The sequence below is a fragment of the Desulfatitalea tepidiphila genome, from assembly GCF_001293685.1.
In the GTDB taxonomy this organism is placed as follows: domain Bacteria; phylum Desulfobacterota; class Desulfobacteria; order Desulfobacterales; family Desulfosarcinaceae; genus Desulfatitalea; species Desulfatitalea tepidiphila.
This window is the reverse complement of the sequence record NZ_BCAG01000003.1, coordinates 1,986,086-2,005,404: the sequence shown is the minus strand read 5'-3', so window position 1 is coordinate 2,005,404 and position 19,319 is coordinate 1,986,086. Positions and strand designations below refer to the sequence as shown.

Below are 19,319 nucleotides of genomic sequence, written 5' to 3'. Positions count from 1 at the left end.
CAAGGCGTCAGGTGCCTTTCGCAAAAATGATGCGCCAGATCGTTTTTAGAATGATACCCAAATCGTTCCATATTGAACATTGCAGGATATACCTACGGTCCATCTCGACCCGGTCGGCATAATTCAATCCCTCATTATGGGAAACCACCTGCCACGGACCCGTTATGCCGGGTTTCATGGCACAATAGGTCAATGTGGCTTCTCGATAGTACTTCTCCAACTCTTCATATATGACCGGTCTGGCCCCGACGATGCTCATTTCACCGGAGAGGACATTGAGCAACTGAGGCAGCTCGTCAACGCTGAAACGCCTCATGATTTTTCCAACTCGGGTCTCCCTGGGATCGTTTTTGAGTTTGGATCGCGCCAGCCACTCCTCCTGAAGCAGCGGATCTTTGTGTAATAAATATTCGAGGCGCTCTTGTGCATCGGGATGCATGGATCTGAATTTCAGACTGTTGAAACATTTACCGCCTTCGGCCACCCTCGTCTGGTGAAAAAATATCGGTCCGCCATCTTCGGCCTTGATAGCCAGCAGGATGATCAGCCACAGAGGCAGAGTGATCAGAAGAACAATGAGTGAAAAAACGATGTCGAATACCCTTTTCCACCTGGGGAAGAGGCAGAAATTCATTACCTGCAACTCGCCCAGAGGTTGGAGCCTAGCCTTCTGAATCACGTTGCTGAATATGTCCTGGACCATGAGCATGCCATGCCAGGAGTTTCCCAACTTGCAAAGGATTTCGGTGATCGTTTTTTCTTCACGCATGGGCAATGCCAAAAAGGCCAGATCGATTTCTTCGTTTCGCATGTATTCCTGACAATCATTTATCCGACCCAATACCTTCACCCGATGCCCACGGCCTACTTTTACATCCACGCCGACCGGCTGGGTGTCATCGAAAAACCCAGCGACCTCGATACCGAGGAATGGATTGGCCATTAAATACTGGGCCAGTTTTTGTCCGGTTTCGGTGGCGCCAATAACAATCGCAGTCTGTTGAATATATCCTGTGCTTCGCATGATCAAAAGGAATCCATGCAAGGCCAGCCGGATGGCCGCGAGCCCGCAGAAGATGAAAAACGCCCAAAAGTTGAATCCGGATAGAGAAAACAGCCCGAACGGTGAAAGAACTGTCAATTGTTCTTTGTCGCTCAGCAGAAGAATTATGATATTCAAGCCAATGAGCACGACCAGCCATGCAGCGGCTAAGGCGGAAACCTGTTGTATCGTGCCGGATTTAGCCCAAGGGGAGTACACTGGGAAAAGGGAAAAAACCACCATCATCAACAGACTGCAATAAATCAAAAGTACTTTGACCAACTCACCGGGTATCAGGCGGTCACCTGCTAAAACTGTTATGAAAAAGATGATGAACAGATCTAAGCAGCGTTGCAAATAATTAAAGACCTTATTGGAACCTTGAGTCATAAGAGGTGTTGCCTCCCCAGTAGAAATTGATGAACTCGAAAGTTGTCTCTATCTTAAATCATCCGACAAGCTCTTTGACCAAAGGATCGATACTGAAACAGGATTTTAAAGAAGCGTTAAAAGCTTGGCGCCGATCGGCATGGGAGCGTTTGTCGCCCTCCAGCAGCAGTTGGTCCACCAGATCGTTCAAGTTGGCAAAATCCCATCCAGGAATAGGTGAAATTAGCCCGCCGCCATCCGAAGGCGCAGTTATTACTCAAGGAGGGACGGCTGCAGAACGCATTGACCTACTAGAGGCTCGAATACAAAATCTGGAGACAATGCTCAAAAGTGTAGATAAGCGTTTAAATTCATTAATGAATGTTCGAGATGAAAAAGATGCCGTGGTTTTAGAGCTATTCAAACTGCTCAAAAGCAGCATGGAAAGCCGCTATGATACCTTATTGAATGTCGCTCGCATTAAAGCAAAGAATTAAAACATATCACATCAAATAGTTAGTGCCTTCCAAAAGTGACCCACCGGCCCCATACCTGCGTTGTGCACAAAATTTTATCATCCTCATGGCGCTTTTGAAAGGCGTTCGAAGTTCTGGCATCCCAACTCAAGCCCGAGGCTGCAGCTTTTACGGTAATCCGCTGCAGCCTTTTTGTTTTCGCCTAGTAACTCATATACGTATCCTCTATTGTTGTAGGATAGTGAAAAATTGGGATTGTACTTGATTGCATCATTACTGTCTTTTAATGCCTTGTTAAGGTAATTCAGCTTTGCGTATGCTGCAGATCTGTTTGTATATGGGACGGCATTTTGGGGGTCCAATTCGATGGCCTCAGTGGCGGTGCGAATAACCAATGCCCAATCCCCATTTTCAAATGCAGCTTGACTCTGATCAATCAACTGTTCAAGGCGTGATCGATTGGTTAATGTTTTGAAGTTATCACAGCCAAGCTTGAGTCCCAATTCGCATGATCTCTGATAGTAGTCTTTGGCTTCGGAAATTTGTGAGTGGCGATGATGGGCGAGTCCAAGGTTGTTCAATGCGTATGCATTTTTTGGATCGATCAAAAGAGCTGTTTTCCCGTCCTCAATAGCCTGGTCCAGCAGGCCTTTTTCTATATATGCCCATGAGCGATTGATATATGGGTTGACCCTTCCTGGGTCAAGCTCGATGGCTTTGGTGGCATGGGCGATGGCTTGATCGAAATATCCATTAACGGCTGCATCATAGCTTCTCTGTTCCCAGGTAACAGCCTCTGGATTATCAGTCTTTTGGGGCTTGACGGCCGATGTTTTTGACATCTTGGAGGGTTTGGAGAGAGATTCTTCCTTAAAGGGGACAGGTATCGAAGAATGCGATTCAGATTTCGGAGGTAAAGGTAAAATCGGCGTGCTTTGTATTGATTGGTCGTTATTATCTTCAGATGCGGTTTTAGTCTTTTCGGACAAAGAAATGGACCGTTGGATTGGAGAGTTGATAAATTTTTGGAGCAGGAGCTGTTTGTCAGAAGAGTAGACCAGAACTTGGATGGAGCTGACCTGGTCAGGGGTAACTGATGAAAATGCGTTTAAAAACATTGGCTTATAGTTCTTAATGATGAACTGGCCAGATCTTGGTAACCAAGCGGGTTTGCCTGACGAGAATTCAACGGACGGAATGATAAAACCATCGGTGTTATCGCCATCTTCTTTATCTACTTCCAAGGCTACAAATACCCATCCTGAAACCGTTTCAGGGGCATTGGCGGTCTGATTTTTAACGATTTTAAATTCAGCCTGATATGTTTGTTTAACACTGTCATGCCATAGGTTGAAATCTTCAATCATGACTATTGGGGCGAGGGGTTGTTCTGGTCGTTGGACTTCTGAAATGGGAAAAGAATTTTCCGAAGATTCCATGGATGAAAAAGTGCTTCGTGAAGGATTATTCTCGGCCATATTTTTACTCGGCGGACTGGCCGGTACCGGTGAAGTATTTTTATTTTCAGGATCGTCCTCCCCCGCAGGGGTGTTCAACTTAAGAGGAGAGACATCGGATGAACTGGTTTTAACCGGCTTGATGGCTTCTTCCTTCCTGCCTTTGTGTATTTTTTGAAGTTGCGGTGGAGGAGAGGGTTCGGCGGCAGTTTGAATTTCGTCGACATCGGGTGTAGAAACAAAAAGGGTTGATAGGGCTATAACGATTGCAATACTCGCGGCAGCGATAAGAATCCATTTCAGCTTGAAAGGGATGGTGTAAAACAGTGAGTGTGAATCTTTTGCAGCAGAATGATGCTGCGGCAGCGTGTCCTTTTCTGATGTTGAGGTATGCTCGACGACTGTCGACACCTTCTGGACGATGTTTTCAACAGGCTGAATTTTACCTGCTACAATCTTTTTTTTAACCTCTTTTTTAGCTATCCGCTCTGGTTCAATCTTTTTAATTCAACTTTCGGGATCGGTTTTTAAGCGATCGCCAATTTGTTCTTTGACAAGCCAACACACTGCAACGCTGCGTCCATGATCGCATCGAAGAAGGCAGCCGCCGTCTTTTCGCAGAAAGTGCCCATCTGCCTGAGCCTATCGGCGGCCAGCGTCAAAATGCGACATAGCGCCTCGATAAATGAGATATCGGCCACCTCATCGCAGCAGGCGTAGAACAGGTCTCCAAAGGTGCGATGATCTGTCTCCATGCGGCAATGGTAGGCCAGGAACATATAGCGCATAAAGACGATGGTGGTGTGAGCGATCAAGGCATCGAAGTCCCGACACTGAATTTCCTTGGCCAGTTTCAAGTGCTGTTTGGCCATCTTGAAAAACACCTCGATATCCCAACGTTTCCCGTAGATGCGCACGATATCCTCATCGGCCAGCCCAGTGTCGGTCGACAGCAGCGTAAGCCACTGCTTCTTTCGTCTATCGCGCACAAACACCAGCTTGGCTGCAACCGAATCATTGAGCATCACTTGGGTGCTGGCCAGGATCTTGGCGCGGCCACGGCGTTTTACAAGTCTGCGGTAGATGGCCATCAGATCCAAAGATTGGCCGTTGAAAAGGTAGTGAATCTTAGGCGACCTTTTCACCATACCGATGATCTTGATGTGCTGGGCCAGGGATATCACGGTTGCCGGCATGGTAAACCAGCTGTCCATCAGCAGGTATTTGGCCGTGACACCCGTTGAAAGAATACGCTTTACCATGGTCTCAAGATGCGCGGTGGCCTTTTCGGTGGCTTCTTTGCGACGCTGGTATGCGCAGCAGCGTTTATCCAGGGCCTTTTGGCTCTCGCACAAGCGCTTTTTGGCATCCGCGGAAGACAACAGGGCAAAATCCATCGGCAGACAACTGGCTCCATCCGACCAGCAGATGGTGAGCATCCGAAAGCCTTTCAAAAAGCGGCCGGTGCTGTGATCCCAGACCCTTGCGAGCAGTTCGACCCACTTGGAGCGGGAGCGGTCATAGGGACTGTCATCGATGATGAGCACTGAATCGCGATCCTCGCTGGTCAGGCGGTTAAAAACACCAAACAGCCGCAGGCCTAAGGCGAGAAGCAGACGCCTCCAGTTGTAGGTCCCGCCCTTGAGCAACTCGTAGGCGGCGTCTTTGCCGAAAGGCAATTCGCTGTTGAGTACGATGCCGCGGAAGAAGTTCTTACCGACAAAGGGCAGTGTGAATATGGCTTTTGTCAAAGAGCGAACACTATGGCCGTGATGTTTGCGCACGCCACATCGATGCATGAGCGTTGCGATTTTAAAACGGCCAAAGAAGTCATCAATTTTGCCTTGAACGTGAACAGGGTCTTGCGATTGGGAGGCGATGCTGATATGGTCCATTTGAGCCCTTTCTGTTTGTATTTATTGTGAATTCTCGCAAATCCACTATAAATCAAAAGACAGGGCTCTTCAAGTTATTTCTTCATGAATTCAACAGGATAGACCATATTTTCATCCCCTAATCCATTCCCGAAAGTTGAGTTTTTAAGCTCTTTGATATAGGTGCTGATCAATTTTAAATCACATTGCTTTTTGACCTGCTCTAAGGGCTCGCAATGGTCCAATTCTTTAATAATCTGTTTGTACCTTTGAATTGCGAAGTTTTTACAAAACATAAGTGGATCGTTGGCAGAAGAAAGGTCATCGGCAGATCCTATTAAACTTTTGATCTCTTCGTGTTGATAGCCCAGATCATCAGCGTGTTTGATGATTCTCAATCGCGCATAATCAATATCGCTGAAACCCAATCTGTTTTTGTAATCGTTCAGACCAATCAGGCCCTTATGGAAATAAACATGGATTTTTTTTTCGTCCAGGCCAATCAGGCTCGCCATTTCTGAAAACGAGTAATTTTTTGATGTGTTAATCATAATAGTGCATCTTGTTTGAAATATTTAACAAAATACTGGTTTTGATATGCATCATACGATAATGTCAATGCAATAGCCGGGTCAAGTATTATATATCTTTTCATAAAAAGCGCATTTGTTAAGGAGTGGTCGTATGCAGCCCAGCTTTTCGACTAAGCCACACGGTAATGAACTAAAAAATCTTCTGGTTGAAGCGGATCGTGCAGTTATTTTAAAGGAACTTTCGTTAAACCTGCCCGATGTCATACTGAAAGACCATCATCTATGCGATTTTGAATTACTTGCCACTGGTGCATTTTCACCCTTAGAGGGCTTTATGATCAGGGCGGATTATGAACCCGTATTAGATCGATTGCAATTAAGAGACGGTACAACCTGGCCACTTCCGATATGCCTGGATATTACCGAAACTCGAGCACGCAACCTTGAAGCCGGTCAGTCCATTGCGCTGCGCGATCCAGAGGGTTTTTTGCTGGGTGTTATGCACGTCGAGGATATATGGCCGATTGATCATGAAAAAGAGATGAAAATCCTCTATGGCCAAAAAGATGATAACCATCCGGGTATTCAACACATTTTAACTAACACGGGGGACTATTATGTCGGTGGGAAGCTGGAGGTGATCAGTCTCCCGCTGCACTATGATTTCAAGCTGCTGCGCTCTACGCCGCATGAGGTTCGCGGGGAAATCTATAAATTGGGTTGGCAGCGAGTCGTTGGGTACCAAACCAACAGTGTGATGCACCGACCTCAATTCGAGTTGACCCTCGAGGCGATGCGGCGGGCCAAAGCGAATCTGTTGTTGCTCCCGATCGTCGGCGTCATGAGAACTGAGGATTTCGACTACTACACACGGGTGCGCTGCTACAAAGAGGTCATCAAACACTACCCACCCGATTCCAATATATTATCCCTTTTGCCTTACTTCATGCGTTTTGCAGGCCCCAGAGAAGCTCTAATGGGTGCCATCGTGGCCAAAAATTACGGATGCACTCATTTCGCGGTAAGTCATAACCATGCCGATCCAGGGCGCAATAAGGGATATGATAACTTTTATGACTGGAACGCATCGAAATCATGGTTGGAAAAATACGGTGCTGGACTTGGTATCTCATTATTACTCTTCGATGAAATGGTTTATCTGCCATTTGAGGATGAGCATCGATTTGCTACCGATTTGAATAAAGATACCAAAACAATGAAAATGAGTGGTGTCGACATCCGATACAGGATTACCAGTGGTCGACAGGTGCCAGGGTGGGTTTCGTTTCCTGAGGTTCTAGATGAACTGCGCAAAGCCTATCCTCCACCTGGAAGGCAAGGGTTCACCATTTTTTTGACCGGTCTGTCGGGTGCTGGCAAATCAACTATTGCCAAGGTTCTTTTTTCAAAAATGTTGGAGATCGGTGAACGTCCGGTAACCTTGCTCGATGGTGATATCGTGAGGCAAAATTTATCGAGTGAACTGAGCTTTTCAAAAGAGCATCGTGATCTCAATGTGCGCCGAATCGGCTTTGTGGCCAGCGAGATAACGAAGAACAGGGGCATCGCAATTTGTGCGCCAATTGCACCTTATGAAAACACACGTATGGAAATCAGACGATCTATAGAAGCGTATGGAGGATTTTTCGAGGTTCATGTCTCGACACCACTGAATGAATGTGAAAAACGTGATCGTAAAGGCATGTATGCGAAAGCCCGAGCCGGATTGATAAAAGGTTACACTGGAATTGACGACCCTTATGAAGCGCCTAAGGCGCCTGAATTGAGTATCGACACATCCAACATAACGCCTGACGAAGCTGCCCATGAAATTTTACTTCTCTTAGGGCAACGGGGTTATATATAGGCTTATTTGGAAAGAATTCGTGAATGGCATGCCTGTCATGATTGGATTATGGCTTATGGAAAAGCAATTTGATTTAGTCGGACCGATGATTACCGCCGTCATTGCGGCCCTAAAAGCCGGGCAGGCTATTATCGAGATTTACAATACAGATTTCGAAGTTGAAACCAAATCTGATGAGTCCCCTTTAACCTTAGCGGACCGGCAATCCCATGAGATTATAAAGTCAATGCTGATGGATTATCGTCTTCCCATGATCAGCGAAGAGGGTAGAGATATCCCCTTTCAGCAGCGACAATCCTGGGAGAGGCTCTGGATTGTGGATCCTTTGGATGGAACAAAGGAATTTGTCAAAAGAAATGGTGAATTCACCGTTAATATTGCATTGATCGAAAATGGGAAACCCGTTCTGGGAGTTGTATTTGCACCGATTCCCCGGTTACTGTACTTTGCCAGCCGCAATTTAGGGTCGTATAAGATTGATTGCCCTTCCGAAACATGGCTCGACATTTTCACAAAAAGAGCCCCCGAGAAGGTTCTGGATATACTGCTATCTTCCGCAAGAAGGTTGCCTTTTAACAAAAATAATCCATCAAGGTACACTATTGTAGGCAGCCGTTCCCATGCCAGCTCTGAATTGGTAGAGTTTGTAGAAAGGATGAAGCAGGAAAAGGGGCAGGTGGATTTTATCCAGGCCGGAAGTTCTTTAAAGATTTGTCTTGTTGCAGAAGGCGGTGCAGATATCTATCCTCGCTTAGGTCCAACGATGGAGTGGGATACTGCTGCAGGGCACGCAGTAGCACAGTATGCCGGGGCTAAAATATTTGATTATAATACCAACGAAGAGCTGGGTTACAACAAACCCAACCTTTTGAACCCGTGGTTTATTGTAGAGAGGACTTGATTTGTCGTCGATTCACGAAAATTCTTGCAGTTGAATGAGAGGAGGGGTTATGGAAAATGGGCTGAAAAATGGAAACTCTTTAAGTTTGACTGAAAGACTCAAATCGTTAATTGACAATTTAACAGAGGAAAAAAAGTCCTTATTATTGGATTTGCTCCTGGAGTGGCAGCAAAAGGAGCAAAGGAATGATAGGAGAATTCCGTGCCTGGTTGCAGTAGATTACTACGATCAACGCAAGATTTACCGAGATTTTATTCAAGATTTAAGCAGAGGCGGCGTGTTCATAGAAACCAAAGAATCTTTCGAGCAGGGGCAGAAGATTTCTCTTACCTTTACTCTGCCTTCCTCCCAGACTCATTTCAAAACCACTGGTGAAATCGTTCGTACCAGCGCAAAGGGGATCGGCATTCGATTTTCCAATAAGTTGAGCAAATACCAGGAAGAAATCATACGAAAAGACATAGACCCGAAAGGGGGTTTTTCATAATGATCACCTTCTAAAGCAGATAATTTTTCCCCTAAGTTGGATTAGTTTTGATTTGATCTGACACCGCACTTGAAAAAGTGAGGGTTACCGGTTTTGATGAAGGTGGCAACCAAAACCATCAAAACCATAGGAGGTAACCCTCATGCTGAATGGTACCAAAACCGTCATCAAACACAAGATTGGATTGTTGAACCTGGCCGAGGAGCTTGGCAACGTATCCAAAGCCTGCCGGATCATGGGCCTTTCTCGTGACACCTTTTACCGCTACCAGAATGCTGTTGAACAAGGCGGTATTGATGCCCTCGTCGATCAAAGCCGCCGCAAACCTAATATCAAGAACCGCACAGAGGAAACGATCGAGGCTGCTGTCGTGGCCTATGCCGTTGAGCAGCCAGCGCATGGGCAGGTCCGTGCCAGCAACGAGCTGCGTAAGCGAGGGGTTTTCATTTCTCCCAGCGGTGTAAGGTGTGTGTGGCTGCGCCACCAATTGGCGCGCTTTAAGGACCGCCTGAAAGCCCTTGAGGATGAAATGGCCAAGGAGAATCTGATTCTTACCGAAAGCCAAGTCCAGGCCTTGGAGCGCAAAAAGCACGACGACATCGCTCCAGGAGAGATCGAGACCGCGCATCCCGGCTATCTGGGGTCACAAGATACCTTTTATGTCGGCACGCTCAAGGGCGTCGGTCGGATCTATCAGCAGACCTTTATAGATACGTATGCCAAGGTTGGCTTTGCCAAACTCTATACCACCAAAACTCCGATCACCGCTGCCGACCTTCTCAATGACAAGGTGCTGCCGTTTTATGAAAAACACGAACTGCCGTTACTGCGCATTTTGACCGACAGGGGCACCGAGTACTGCGGTAAAGCCGAAACCCATGATTATCAGCTTTACATGGCCATTAATGACATTGAGCACACCAAGACCAGGGCCAAATCACCGCAAACCAACGGCATCTGCGAACGGTTCCATAAAACCATGCTGCAGGAATTTTATCAGGTTACCTTCAGAAAGAAGATCTACCGGGATATCGAAACGCTTCAGTTTGATCTTGACCTGTGGCTTGAAGAGTACAATCATGAGCGAACCCATCAGGGGAAAATGTGTTGCGGCAGAACCCCGATGGAAACGCTTGAAGATGGAAAACGACTCTGGGCAGAAAAAAAAGTAGCTTGAATTTGAACTGACAGATACCTTCTCAAAATCGGTATTTGTCAGATCAAATCTGAACTTCTACACCTAAGTGTCTGAACGATTGGAGCCTGTTCGATTATAGAATTTTTTAAACCACGAAACGCACTCCACAATAAAAGCGTCTTGGTGGTCTGGATTGCTCATTCTGTGATCTCCTCCTTTATGGATGATCAGTTTTTTAGGGTCCTTCGCTTTCTCGTAAATCTTGTGTGCATGTTCAAGCGGCACAACCTCATCTTTCTCGCCGTGCATGATCAATATGTGGTTTAATTTCGATAGAATTTCACGAATATCAAAGTCAAAGTCAGGTTGAGCAGACAGTTGGTCTCTATAGACGGAATTAATTTCACCAAGTGTTGGTTTTTTGATAATTAGACTATCGATGGGTGCGGCATAAGTGACCACTGCAGGAACACTGATGCCGGAAGCGACGCATAAACACACTGTGCCGCCGAAGCTGCTTCCGAAAAGCCCTGCAATTTGACCCACCTGGGAGTGTGACTGGATGTATCGAATCGCCCCTAAAAGGTCTTTGCACCGGGACGATAAAAGGTGGCTGATATCAAATTTTCCTCCACTCTCACCGCAACCGCGATGATCGAATCGGAAATAGGCTATGCCGATTCGGTTTAAGGCCTCGGCTAAGGCAATCTGCTTGGGCGATTGTCGATCTGATAAAAGCCCATGACAGCCGATGACAAAAGGTGGTTGATGGACGCCGGGCAGGTGCAGTGTGCCAATCAGGAGAGCACCGTCTACGGAAAAGAAAATATTTTGGGATGTAAACATGAGTTGGTTCTCCAGCTCCATTTTGTATAAATGACAGGTTAACATGGTAATTAAAAAGGGACAACTGATAGAATTGGATGTAGAAGGACTTGCATTTGGGGGCAAAGGATTGGCGCGTGTCGATGGGCTTGCCGTTTTTATTGAACAGGCCCTGCCCGGTGATCGGATACTTGCGAAAATCACCAAGAAAAAGAAAAACTATGCAGAAGCAAGATCCATTGAGGTTATTAAAGCGTCTGAGTATAGAATATCCCCGCCATGCAAATACAGCGGGATCTGCGGCGGTTGTTCATGGCAATTTCTTAATTATGAGCAGCAGTTGTTTTATAAGCAGCAGCATGTGAGAGAGTCCCTTGAGCACATCGCTCTCATAAAAGGAATTTCGGTGCTGCAGACCTTGACCACACAAAAAATATTCGGTTATCGCAATAAGATGGAATTTTCCTGTGCCACACGAAGATGGCTCACACCAGACGAACTTGGTCGTGAAGATATCGTTCCGGATATTGCCTTGGGCTTGCACGTTCCAGGAACCTTCAACAAAATTATTGATATAGATATGTGCCTGCTCCAGGCCCCAGACGGAAACGAGATTCTTTCAGACGTGCGTCGTTACATTAAATCTTCTTCGATGCCAGTCTACGAATTGCGCAGCCACGAAGGGTATTGGCGTTTTTTGGTTTTGAGACACTCCGAAAGGTATGATCAGTGGATGGTCAACATGGTCACATCCACTTTGGTTCATGAACAGATTCAGCCATTGGCGGATTTTTTAGTAAAAAAATATCCCAACATAGTGTCTGTCATTAACAACATCAGTGCTAAAAAGGCAGCTGTTGCAATTGGGGATCATGAAGTTTTATTGGCGGGCAGAGAAAATATCACAGAAGGCATTGGCCCTTTCGAGTTCGATATTTCCGCCAATTCATTTTTCCAGACCAACAGCAAGGGCGCTGAATTGCTTTACGAAACGGTAAAGGGGTATGCGGGATTGACAGGGCGGGAGATCGTTGTGGATTTGTATTGTGGAGCCGGCACGATCAGTATTTTTCTTGCAATGGACGCACAACAAATCATCGGCTTGGAATCAAACCCGGGTGCAGTGGCGGACGCCAATCGAAATTGCATTAAAAATGGTATTGATAACTGCCGTTTTATTTCAGGAGACGTCCGTTTTACGCTGTCACAATTGGACATCATACCCGATGTCATGATTATCGATCCTCCTAGAGTCGGCATGCACGAGGATGTCGTTCATCAGGTCATTAAGTTGGGTCCCCCAAGAATCGTTTATGTCTCATGTAATCCGGCCACTTTGGCTCGAGACTTGCTTTTGTTGAAAAACAGTTATCGCTTGGTTGAAGTTCAACCCGTAGACATGTTTCCCCATACTTACCACATCGAAGCAGTCGCACTGTTGGAGAAGATTTGAACCGCTTTCAGAATTAAAAATTCCGGGTGAACATAGATTAAGCTGCGGCCTTGGCAATATGGCCGCAGCTTTTTTTTGTCTATTTCATTAAGGTTCGCAATACAGTGGGTAAGATACCACCATTTTGGAAATAGGTTATATCCACATCGGTGTCCAGGCGGGCGATGACTTCGAAGGTGATCTCCTTTCCATCTTCCTTCACGGCGCGAACCGTCAGGGCCTTACGCGGGGTGATGCCGCCAATTCCTTCGATGGTGTAGGTTTCGCTACCGTCGAGTCCAAGTTTTTCGGCATTGTCACCGGGTTTGAAGACCATGGGCAGCACGCCCATGCCCACAAGGTTGTTGCGATGGATACGCTCGAAGGATTCGGCCAGCACGGCCCGGATGCCCAGCAGGTTGGTGCCCTTGGCGGCCCAGTCGCGCGACGAACCGGTGCCGTACTCCTTGCCGCCAATGACGATCAGGGGGGTGCATTCGTTCTGGTAAAGTATGGCGGCGTCGTAGTTGAACATCTCCTTCTTTTCAGGGAACTTCAGGGTCACGCCCCCTTCTTTTGACGCGACCAATTTATTCTTGATGCGCACGTTGCCGAAGGTGCCGCGCATCATCACCTCGTGGTTGCCGCGGCGCGAGCCGTAGGAGTTGAACTGGGCCGGTTGGACTCCCTTTTCGATGAGATGGCGGCCGGCAGGGTAGTCTTTGGGTATGGCGCCGGCGGGCGAGATGTGGTCGGTGGTGACCGAGTCGCCGAGGAGAAGAAAGGCGCGGGCGTTTTCGATGCGGCCGGGTGCCTGGGGGTCGAGCTGGAAGCCTTCGAAGTAGGGCGGATTTTTGATGTAGGTGGAGGCGTCGTCCCAGGCATAGGTGGTGCTTTCGGTGATGTCCAGGGCTTTCCAGAACCGGTCGCCGTCGAAGATGCGGCCGTACTCTTTTTCATAGAGCGATTGCTTGACGTGGGCCTTGACGAGCGCGTCGATCTCCTTGAAATCGGGCCACAACTCGTCCAGGTAGACCGGTTCGCCGTTGGGATCCTGGCCGATGGGTTCGATGGTGAGGTCCACGTCCATGCGGCCGGCCAGAGCATAGGCCACGACCAGCATGGGCGAGGCCAGGAAGTTGGATTTGACTTGCTGGTGAATGCGCGCCTCGAAGTTGCGGTTGCCGGAGAGGACCGCCGCCACATTGAGATCGTTTTCCTTGATCGTGTTTTCGATGACCGGGTTTAACGGGCCGCTGTTGCCGATGCAGGTGGTGCAGCCGAAGGCGGTGAGGTGAAACCCCAAGGCTTCGAGATAGGGCAGGAGGCCCGCTGCCTGAAGATAGTCGGTGACGACCTTGGATCCGGGGGCCAGGGAGGTCTTGACGATGGGCGGCACCTTCAGGCCGCGCTCCACGGCGGCTTTGGCTAACAGACCGGCGCCGATGAGCACGTGGGGGTTGGAGGTGTTGGTGCATGAGGTGATGGCGGCGATCACTACATGGCCGTCGCCGATCTTGGTGTCGAGGCCGTTCAGGTTGATATCGATTTCGCGTTGGGCCAACGGCTTGCATTTGAGTGGCCTCCGGGTCTGGTTGCCCGATTCGTCGAGGAAGGTGGAGATGGCGGCCAGTTCGGCATCGCGGTCGTAGTCGCAGCCCAGGATCTTGGCGAAGGCGCCTTTCATGGCCGACAGGGCGATGCGGTCCTGGGGCCGGGCCGGGCCGGCCAGGGAGGGTTCCACGGCGGCCAGGTCGAGCTCGAGTAAGTCCGTGTATTCGGGGGTTTCGGCTTCGGTGTAGAAGAGGCCGACGGCCTTGGTGTAGGCCTCGGTGAGGGCGGCCCGGTCCTCACGGTGGGTCATGCGAAGGTATTCGAGGGTCTTTTCGTCCACCGGGAAAAAGCCCATGGTGGCGCCGTATTCGGGCGACATGTTGGCGATGGTGGCCCTATCGGGCACCGACAGGTTTTTCAGGCCGGGGCCGGAGAACTCCACGAATTTCTCCACCACACCCCGCTTGCGCAGCATCTCGGTGACCCTGAGGACCAGATCCGTAGCGGTGACCCCCTCCTTGAGGCGGCCAAAGAGTTTCACGCCGATCACTTCGGGAATGGACATGTAGTAGGGCTGGCCGAGCATGACAGCCTCGGCTTCGATGCCGCCCACGCCCCAACCCATGACGCCGATGGCATTGATCATGGTGGTGTGGGAGTCGGTGCCCACCAGGGAGTCGGGGTAGGCCAAGACGCCTTCGGAGGTCTCTTCGGCGATCACCCCGCGGCCCAGGTATTCGAGGTTGACCTGGTGGCAGATGCCTGAGTTGGGCGGCACCACCTTGAAGTTGTCGAAACTCTTCTGGGCCCACTTGAGAAGCTTATAGCGCTCGCCGTTGCGCTCGTACTCCTTGGCCACGTTCTTTTCAAGCGAACGGGTGGTGCCGAAGTAGTCCACCTGGACCGAGTGGTCCACGACCAGCTCCACGGGGACAAGCGGGTTGATCCGGGTGGCGTCGCCGCCCAGCTGCTTCACCGCATCGCGCATGGCGGCCAGATCCACGACGGCCGGAACGCCTGTGAAATCCTGCATGAGCACGCGGGCCGGGTGGTGGGGGATCTCCACCGGCGCATCGTAGGTTTTTTGCCAGTTGGCCACGGCTTTCAGGTCGTCTTCTTTGACCACGCGGTCGTCGAGCTTGCGCAGCAGGTTTTCCACCAGGATGCGTATGGAGAAGGGCAGGCGCTTGATGTCGGCCACGCCCTGGGCCGCGAGTTGCTGGATGTCGTAACAATGATACGTCTGGCCGTTGGCGCTGATCGTTTTAAGGCAGGCTTTTTTGTCCATCAGTCTTCCTTTACTATTTGGTGTCCGTCCACAAATGGGTAAATTGGGTCGAGATCAAGGCCCGCGAAAAATTTAACCGCAGGGCGTTATGGTACGTTATGGGGGACGTCCATACGTTATGGGGGACGTCCATTGGTTTATTGTTTTTGAGTCTCAATGAGACAAAATCCTTGCTGCCGGGCTATCTTTTGCCCTCTTTGGACCGATTGACTCACGGTTGGTTGCGAGAGGTTCAGTTTTTCGGCCAGTTCAACGGTCTTCATGCCAAGTTCGCGCGTCGCCCAAAAACACAACAGACTGCGGGCTTTTACGTTTTGGGGGTACTTACCCGGAGCCAACACGTCTTCAGGCGCTATCACCAACTGCTCCGCGACACGGCCAACCAACCACTCGAAATCGCAGCCATTGGCCCGGAGGCGGTATCGTCGTTCCAAATTTTCCTGGGCCTCTGTCAAGGCCGCTTCGACAAACTTCCCATCTCCCAGGATGCGCTCATCTCCTTTAACACGGTCAGTTCCTTTGCGCAGTGCTTTAACCGCCGTCCACCCACCGGCGCTGCGGACAAGCCCGCCGCCTACCAATTCCGGTCTGCGACCATCTTCGATGCCATTTTTCACGTATTCACGATAAGCCCTGCGGGCAAGTGATCGTTTTTCATCGTAATACCTGAGAACGAAATCCGTTTTCTGCCAAGGTCGATCGTGATTGCCCATCACGGTGCTGTGTCCGGCATACGCGTAGTAATCCAAACCCTTCATATCCGGCACGAGCCTGGCCCGAAATGGATTCAGATGAATGTAGCGCACCAGTTGCAAAAAATACAGATCCTCTTGACACAAAATGGATTTATAGCGGTTTTGGAAAAGCTGGCCGTGCCGATGGTGGCGGCGGTTGAAGCTCACCGCATATCCGGTCAACAGTCGTCGCATCACTGTAGGGATTGGCGTGGCACTGGTTTTCAGCAACAGGTGAACGTGATTCGGCATCAATGCCCAGGCGAAACAAGGCGTTTCGGTATCGGTCAGGACCGTTTCCAACCGGTCGAGAAAGTTGTCCCGGTCTTGATCATCATAAAATATCTTGCGGCGCTCAATGCCTCTAAGGATGATATGATGCAGGGCGCCGGGAGCGTCTATGCGGGCTTTTCTCGGCATTTTTCCCGTATAGTGGAAAATGAATAAAAGGTAAAATAATAAATGAATGGACGTCCCCTCATTTTCCGTCCCCTCATTTTCCCTTCCTCGTTCATCTCGCACAGAACGCGATTCATTCAAATCATTCTCAACCATCCGCATAGGAATCGTTCTGAATGGATAACACTGCGACTGCAGAGCCGCAGCGCTTTTGGCGTCAGCTGCATTTGTTTTATTATCTTTTATTGCCACATAACCGCCAAAGAGGTAGGCCTTAAAAAATTTATGAGTCCTACTCTCCTCAACTATATTTTGGTCTTACAATCTCTGTATTAGGTAGACCAAAACCGGTAACCTGCTCTCCTCCTTTATCCTATAAAACCGGGCCAAAAGCTCTCTTTTTTTAGGGCTGTCTTTAATCGGGGACAGGTATATCGGACCTTTTTTCTTCCCTGCCGTATCAGCGTTTTTTAACAGGTCGCCAAGGGATTCTTCATGATCCGGTGATAAGTTATCTCCCGCAATAAAATTGCCTGTGACTTCAATCCGGGAATATGCAGCATTTATTTTAAGCATTTTCAAAAATGCTTGTTTTACCTTTTCAACCGTAACCGGTTTGCCGATATCGGCCAGGGTATTTGCATCAACAGATTCAAACCCGATATTGATATATGTGTAGAAAGGAAGCCCGTTCAATTCCTCAAATACATTTTGACCGGATTTTAACAAAGAGTCCACGCTGCCAAAAAGAAATAGAAACGGTTTTTGATCCACCCGTGGCCTGAACCCGAATGCATCGTAAGCTTCCTGTGCTGCATAACAGATTAACTCCGGTCCCGCAGCCAGTGCATCATGATTTCCGAGAAAAAGCGCATGGTAATTGACAATATCTGAACTGAAATGATTTTTCAGAGCGGCAATCTGCTCCCGGATACTCTTTTGAGACCTTTTTCGAAATATCTGATTTGATTTTACACAACAAAATTTACAATGATACAGACATCCGTCGGCTATGGTCAGGGGAATGATATCATAATCGACATGCCGTGTATCCGGCGGGAGAACAGAAACCCGTCCTCCAATGATTTCATTCAGCTGTTTGGATCGCTGATAAAGCGTCTGATCATCATTAGCCAATATCCGCTCAATAAGATCCCTTGCCTTGGAATTCAGACCTTTTTTATTTGCCATGTACAGAGTGCCAAACAGCCGGGACCATTGTCCCATGGCATTCATAACCGCAGGATTAGATAAATAATTTATCTCCCAAACAGGATTACTGCTATATGGCAGGCAGGGCAGATAATATTCTGCCATCCAGGATATGATCCCGTCACTGCCGCTTTTATCGCCTACTGTATAATATATCCAATCATTACCGGCTGTCCGCTTAAACTGTTCTGCCGGGTGAGGCCAGTCCGGCCGAAGCCCCCGAATGGATTTGATTTCTCCATTCAGATTAAAGCAGAACTCAAAGTCCGGTGTCCTGATTTCTGAATATCTGCCAAATCTAAGTGGAAAACTTTGTTTTAGCAGTTTGTTAGGCCCTTTTTTTTCAGGGCAGATTATCAAATGCTGCTGTGGTAAAAATTCCATTATTCACATATTTGGTTCAAGGGCTGAAAGATTACGCCAAGCATGAGAGGCGCGACGATAGGAGCGTCCTGCTCAATACTTTTGTTGGCCAATGTTTTTCTTTGGAAAGAATTTAACTTGCTCAAAATTTGCAAAATCAGAATCTTGTGTCCATATCACGCATTCATATGATTTGGCTGTTGCTAAAATAATGCTATCAGCCATTGGCAAATTGTATTGCAGGCTTAGCTTTGACGCATTTATTGCAATACCCGCAGTTAGATCAATAACAGATCCTTTTTGCATGGCTGCTATTGATTGAAACGCTTGGTTTTCGTCAGTTTCTCGTAATACGACTTTGAAAACCTCATAAATAATTATGGTAGGAACGATTAAGGAGGAAGGCTCTTGAAGCGGTGGCAAGAAGTGATCTGCATTTGGCCCTCCAGAAAAATATTCAAGCCATCCAGAGGAATCAACAATATTCATACCCTGTCATCCTCGCGGGTAAAGTTTGTATTTATTCCTTTTAGAAATCCTTTGAGTTCTGAAATATCTCGATCAGGAATCAATTCGATTCGCCCTTCATACTCAATGACCTTTAATTTTTGCCCAGGGCGGAGTCTCATCGCTTCTCTAATAGGTTTAGGTATAACAACCTGATATTTTGGAGAAACCGTTACTGTTTGCATGTCGCAACCTCCATCGATATCATTTTCGTATTACAGTATCATCATCGATGGTAATTTGTCAATTTTAGGGGCCAACGCCCTGGCTGAGCCGCGGCTGCGCAGCAGCCGTCAGCTCCAGCCAGATGTTAGCCTCATGTTCTGCCTGCTTTTCGCAGGGTTAGGCGGTGCCCGGCTCGGGGCCGATGTTGCCCTCGTCCTGCTCCACGATGCAGGCGGTCTGCTGGATGCGGTCACGGTGGGCTCAGGTGAGGGACAGGGCGCCCGCGATGGCCTTAGGATAATCCCGAATGTCGGACGTCTCCTCGAACCCGTCCCAGAACGTGGTGCTCTCGCCGCTGAGGCGCACCAGGGAATAATATGGTATCTCCACCAGCCGCCGGCAGGGCGAGGGTGCGGGCAGGTTGGGCATCCCCCGAAAATCTAAATCCCTTGACTTATGTAGCCCAATGGCTACAATATTGTCATGATTGAAATGTGCAAAACCAATACTTTTGCCAAATAGATCGAGGGATTGCAAGACATCCGCGCTCGTGCTCGCATCCTTGTCAGAATCGAACGATTAGCGGCAGGCAACCCGGGAGATGTTAAACCAGTTGGTGAAGGGGTGTCGGAAATGCGGATTGATTATGGCCCTGGGTAACGGGCTTATTTTAAAAAGATAGGGCAAAAGGTGGTC

17 protein-coding genes are annotated in these 19,319 nt (G+C 48.5%); 6 read left to right on the top strand and 11 right to left on the bottom strand.

The annotated features are described in order from the left end of the window. Positions 1 to 7 precede the first annotated feature (7 nt). Positions 8 to 1,432 carry a sugar transferase gene (locus tag DFT_RS25115; protein ID WP_076750558.1) on the bottom strand — a complete coding sequence of 475 codons (1,425 nt, stop codon included), beginning with the start codon at positions 1,430 to 1,432 and terminating at the stop codon, positions 8 to 10. Positions 1,433 to 1,461: 29 nt separating this feature from the next. Here DFT_RS25115 and DFT_RS25885 point away from each other — a divergent pair, with 29 nt between their 5' ends. Continuing rightward, entirely contained in the window at positions 1,462 to 1,908 is a 447-nt protein-coding gene (locus DFT_RS25885; protein WP_152971985.1) for a DUF5320 domain-containing protein, read from the top strand. 83 nt (positions 1,909 to 1,991) lie between these two features. Here DFT_RS25885 and DFT_RS13595 read toward each other — a convergent pair whose 3' ends face one another. The 3 genes from DFT_RS13595 to DFT_RS13580 all read right to left on the bottom strand — a co-directional run bounded on the left by DFT_RS13595 (position 1,992) and on the right by DFT_RS13580 (position 5,769). Then, entirely contained in the window at positions 1,992 to 3,755 is a 1,764-nt protein-coding gene (locus DFT_RS13595) for a tetratricopeptide repeat protein (protein ID WP_152971984.1), read from the bottom strand. Between the two features lie 116 nt (positions 3,756 to 3,871). Continuing rightward, the gene (locus DFT_RS13585; protein WP_054031708.1) at positions 3,872 to 5,239 is read right to left on the bottom strand and encodes an IS4 family transposase; all 1,368 of its coding nucleotides are present in this window, start codon (positions 5,237 to 5,239) and stop codon (positions 3,872 to 3,874) included. 74 nt (positions 5,240 to 5,313) lie between these two features. Further along, on the bottom strand, positions 5,314 to 5,769 hold the full coding sequence (locus DFT_RS13580) for a MerR family transcriptional regulator (RefSeq protein WP_054031707.1): 456 nt from the start codon (positions 5,767 to 5,769) through the stop codon (positions 5,314 to 5,316). 133 nt (positions 5,770 to 5,902) lie between these two features. Here DFT_RS13580 and DFT_RS13575 point away from each other — a divergent pair, with 133 nt between their 5' ends. The 4 genes from DFT_RS13575 (at position 5,903) to DFT_RS13560 (ending at position 10,183) form a co-directional block, all read left to right on the top strand. Then, positions 5,903 to 7,618 carry a bifunctional sulfate adenylyltransferase/adenylylsulfate kinase gene (locus DFT_RS13575; protein WP_054031706.1) on the top strand — a complete coding sequence of 572 codons (1,716 nt, stop codon included), beginning with the start codon at positions 5,903 to 5,905 and terminating at the stop codon, positions 7,616 to 7,618. A gap of 55 nt (positions 7,619 to 7,673) precedes the next feature. Then, a complete protein-coding gene (cysQ, locus tag DFT_RS13570; protein WP_054032465.1) occupies positions 7,674 to 8,519 on the top strand; it encodes a 3'(2'),5'-bisphosphate nucleotidase CysQ in 846 nt (281 codons plus the stop codon). Between the two features lie 49 nt (positions 8,520 to 8,568). Next, the gene (locus DFT_RS13565; protein ID WP_054031705.1) at positions 8,569 to 9,006 is read left to right on the top strand and encodes a PilZ domain-containing protein; all 438 of its coding nucleotides are present in this window, start codon (positions 8,569 to 8,571) and stop codon (positions 9,004 to 9,006) included. 142 nt (positions 9,007 to 9,148) lie between these two features. Then, on the top strand, positions 9,149 to 10,183 hold the full coding sequence (locus DFT_RS13560) for an IS481 family transposase (protein WP_054031704.1): 1,035 nt from the start codon (positions 9,149 to 9,151) through the stop codon (positions 10,181 to 10,183). A 63-nt stretch (positions 10,184 to 10,246) separates the two neighbouring features. Here the strand turns inward: DFT_RS13560 and DFT_RS13555 are convergent, their stop codons facing one another. Further along, complete coding sequence (locus DFT_RS13555; protein WP_054031703.1) at positions 10,247 to 10,990, bottom strand: alpha/beta hydrolase; 744 nt, start codon at positions 10,988 to 10,990, stop codon at positions 10,247 to 10,249. A 43-nt stretch (positions 10,991 to 11,033) separates the two neighbouring features. Between DFT_RS13555 and rlmD the strand changes: the two genes are divergently transcribed. After that, a complete protein-coding gene (gene rlmD / locus DFT_RS13550; protein ID WP_054031702.1) occupies positions 11,034 to 12,422 on the top strand; it encodes a 23S rRNA (uracil(1939)-C(5))-methyltransferase RlmD in 1,389 nt (462 codons plus the stop codon). Between the two features lie 79 nt (positions 12,423 to 12,501). Here the strand turns inward: rlmD and acnA are convergent, their stop codons facing one another. The 6 genes from acnA to DFT_RS26515 form a co-directional block, all read right to left on the bottom strand. Beyond that, the gene (gene acnA, locus DFT_RS13545; RefSeq protein WP_054031701.1) at positions 12,502 to 15,243 is read right to left on the bottom strand and encodes an aconitate hydratase AcnA; all 2,742 of its coding nucleotides are present in this window, start codon (positions 15,241 to 15,243) and stop codon (positions 12,502 to 12,504) included. A gap of 137 nt (positions 15,244 to 15,380) precedes the next feature. Next, on the bottom strand, positions 15,381 to 16,628 hold the full coding sequence (locus tag DFT_RS13540) for a transposase (RefSeq protein ID WP_235506230.1): 1,248 nt from the start codon (positions 16,626 to 16,628) through the stop codon (positions 15,381 to 15,383). Positions 16,629 to 16,694: 66 nt separating this feature from the next. Further along, positions 16,695 to 17,972, bottom strand: a complete 1,278-nt coding sequence (locus DFT_RS13535) for a radical SAM protein (protein WP_054031700.1) — start codon at positions 17,970 to 17,972, stop codon at positions 16,695 to 16,697. A 72-nt stretch (positions 17,973 to 18,044) separates the two neighbouring features. Continuing rightward, entirely contained in the window at positions 18,045 to 18,440 is a 396-nt protein-coding gene (locus tag DFT_RS13530) for a type II toxin-antitoxin system VapC family toxin (protein ID WP_054031699.1), read from the bottom strand. Continuing rightward, positions 18,437 to 18,643 carry an AbrB/MazE/SpoVT family DNA-binding domain-containing protein gene (locus DFT_RS13525; protein WP_054031698.1) on the bottom strand — a complete coding sequence of 69 codons (207 nt, stop codon included), beginning with the start codon at positions 18,641 to 18,643 and terminating at the stop codon, positions 18,437 to 18,439. The genes DFT_RS13530 and DFT_RS13525 overlap by 4 nt, the downstream gene beginning before the upstream one ends. Positions 18,644 to 18,884: 241 nt before the next feature. Continuing rightward, a complete protein-coding gene (locus DFT_RS26515) occupies positions 18,885 to 19,052 on the bottom strand; it encodes a hypothetical protein (protein WP_200907057.1) in 168 nt (55 codons plus the stop codon). Positions 19,053 to 19,319 lie beyond the last annotated feature (267 nt).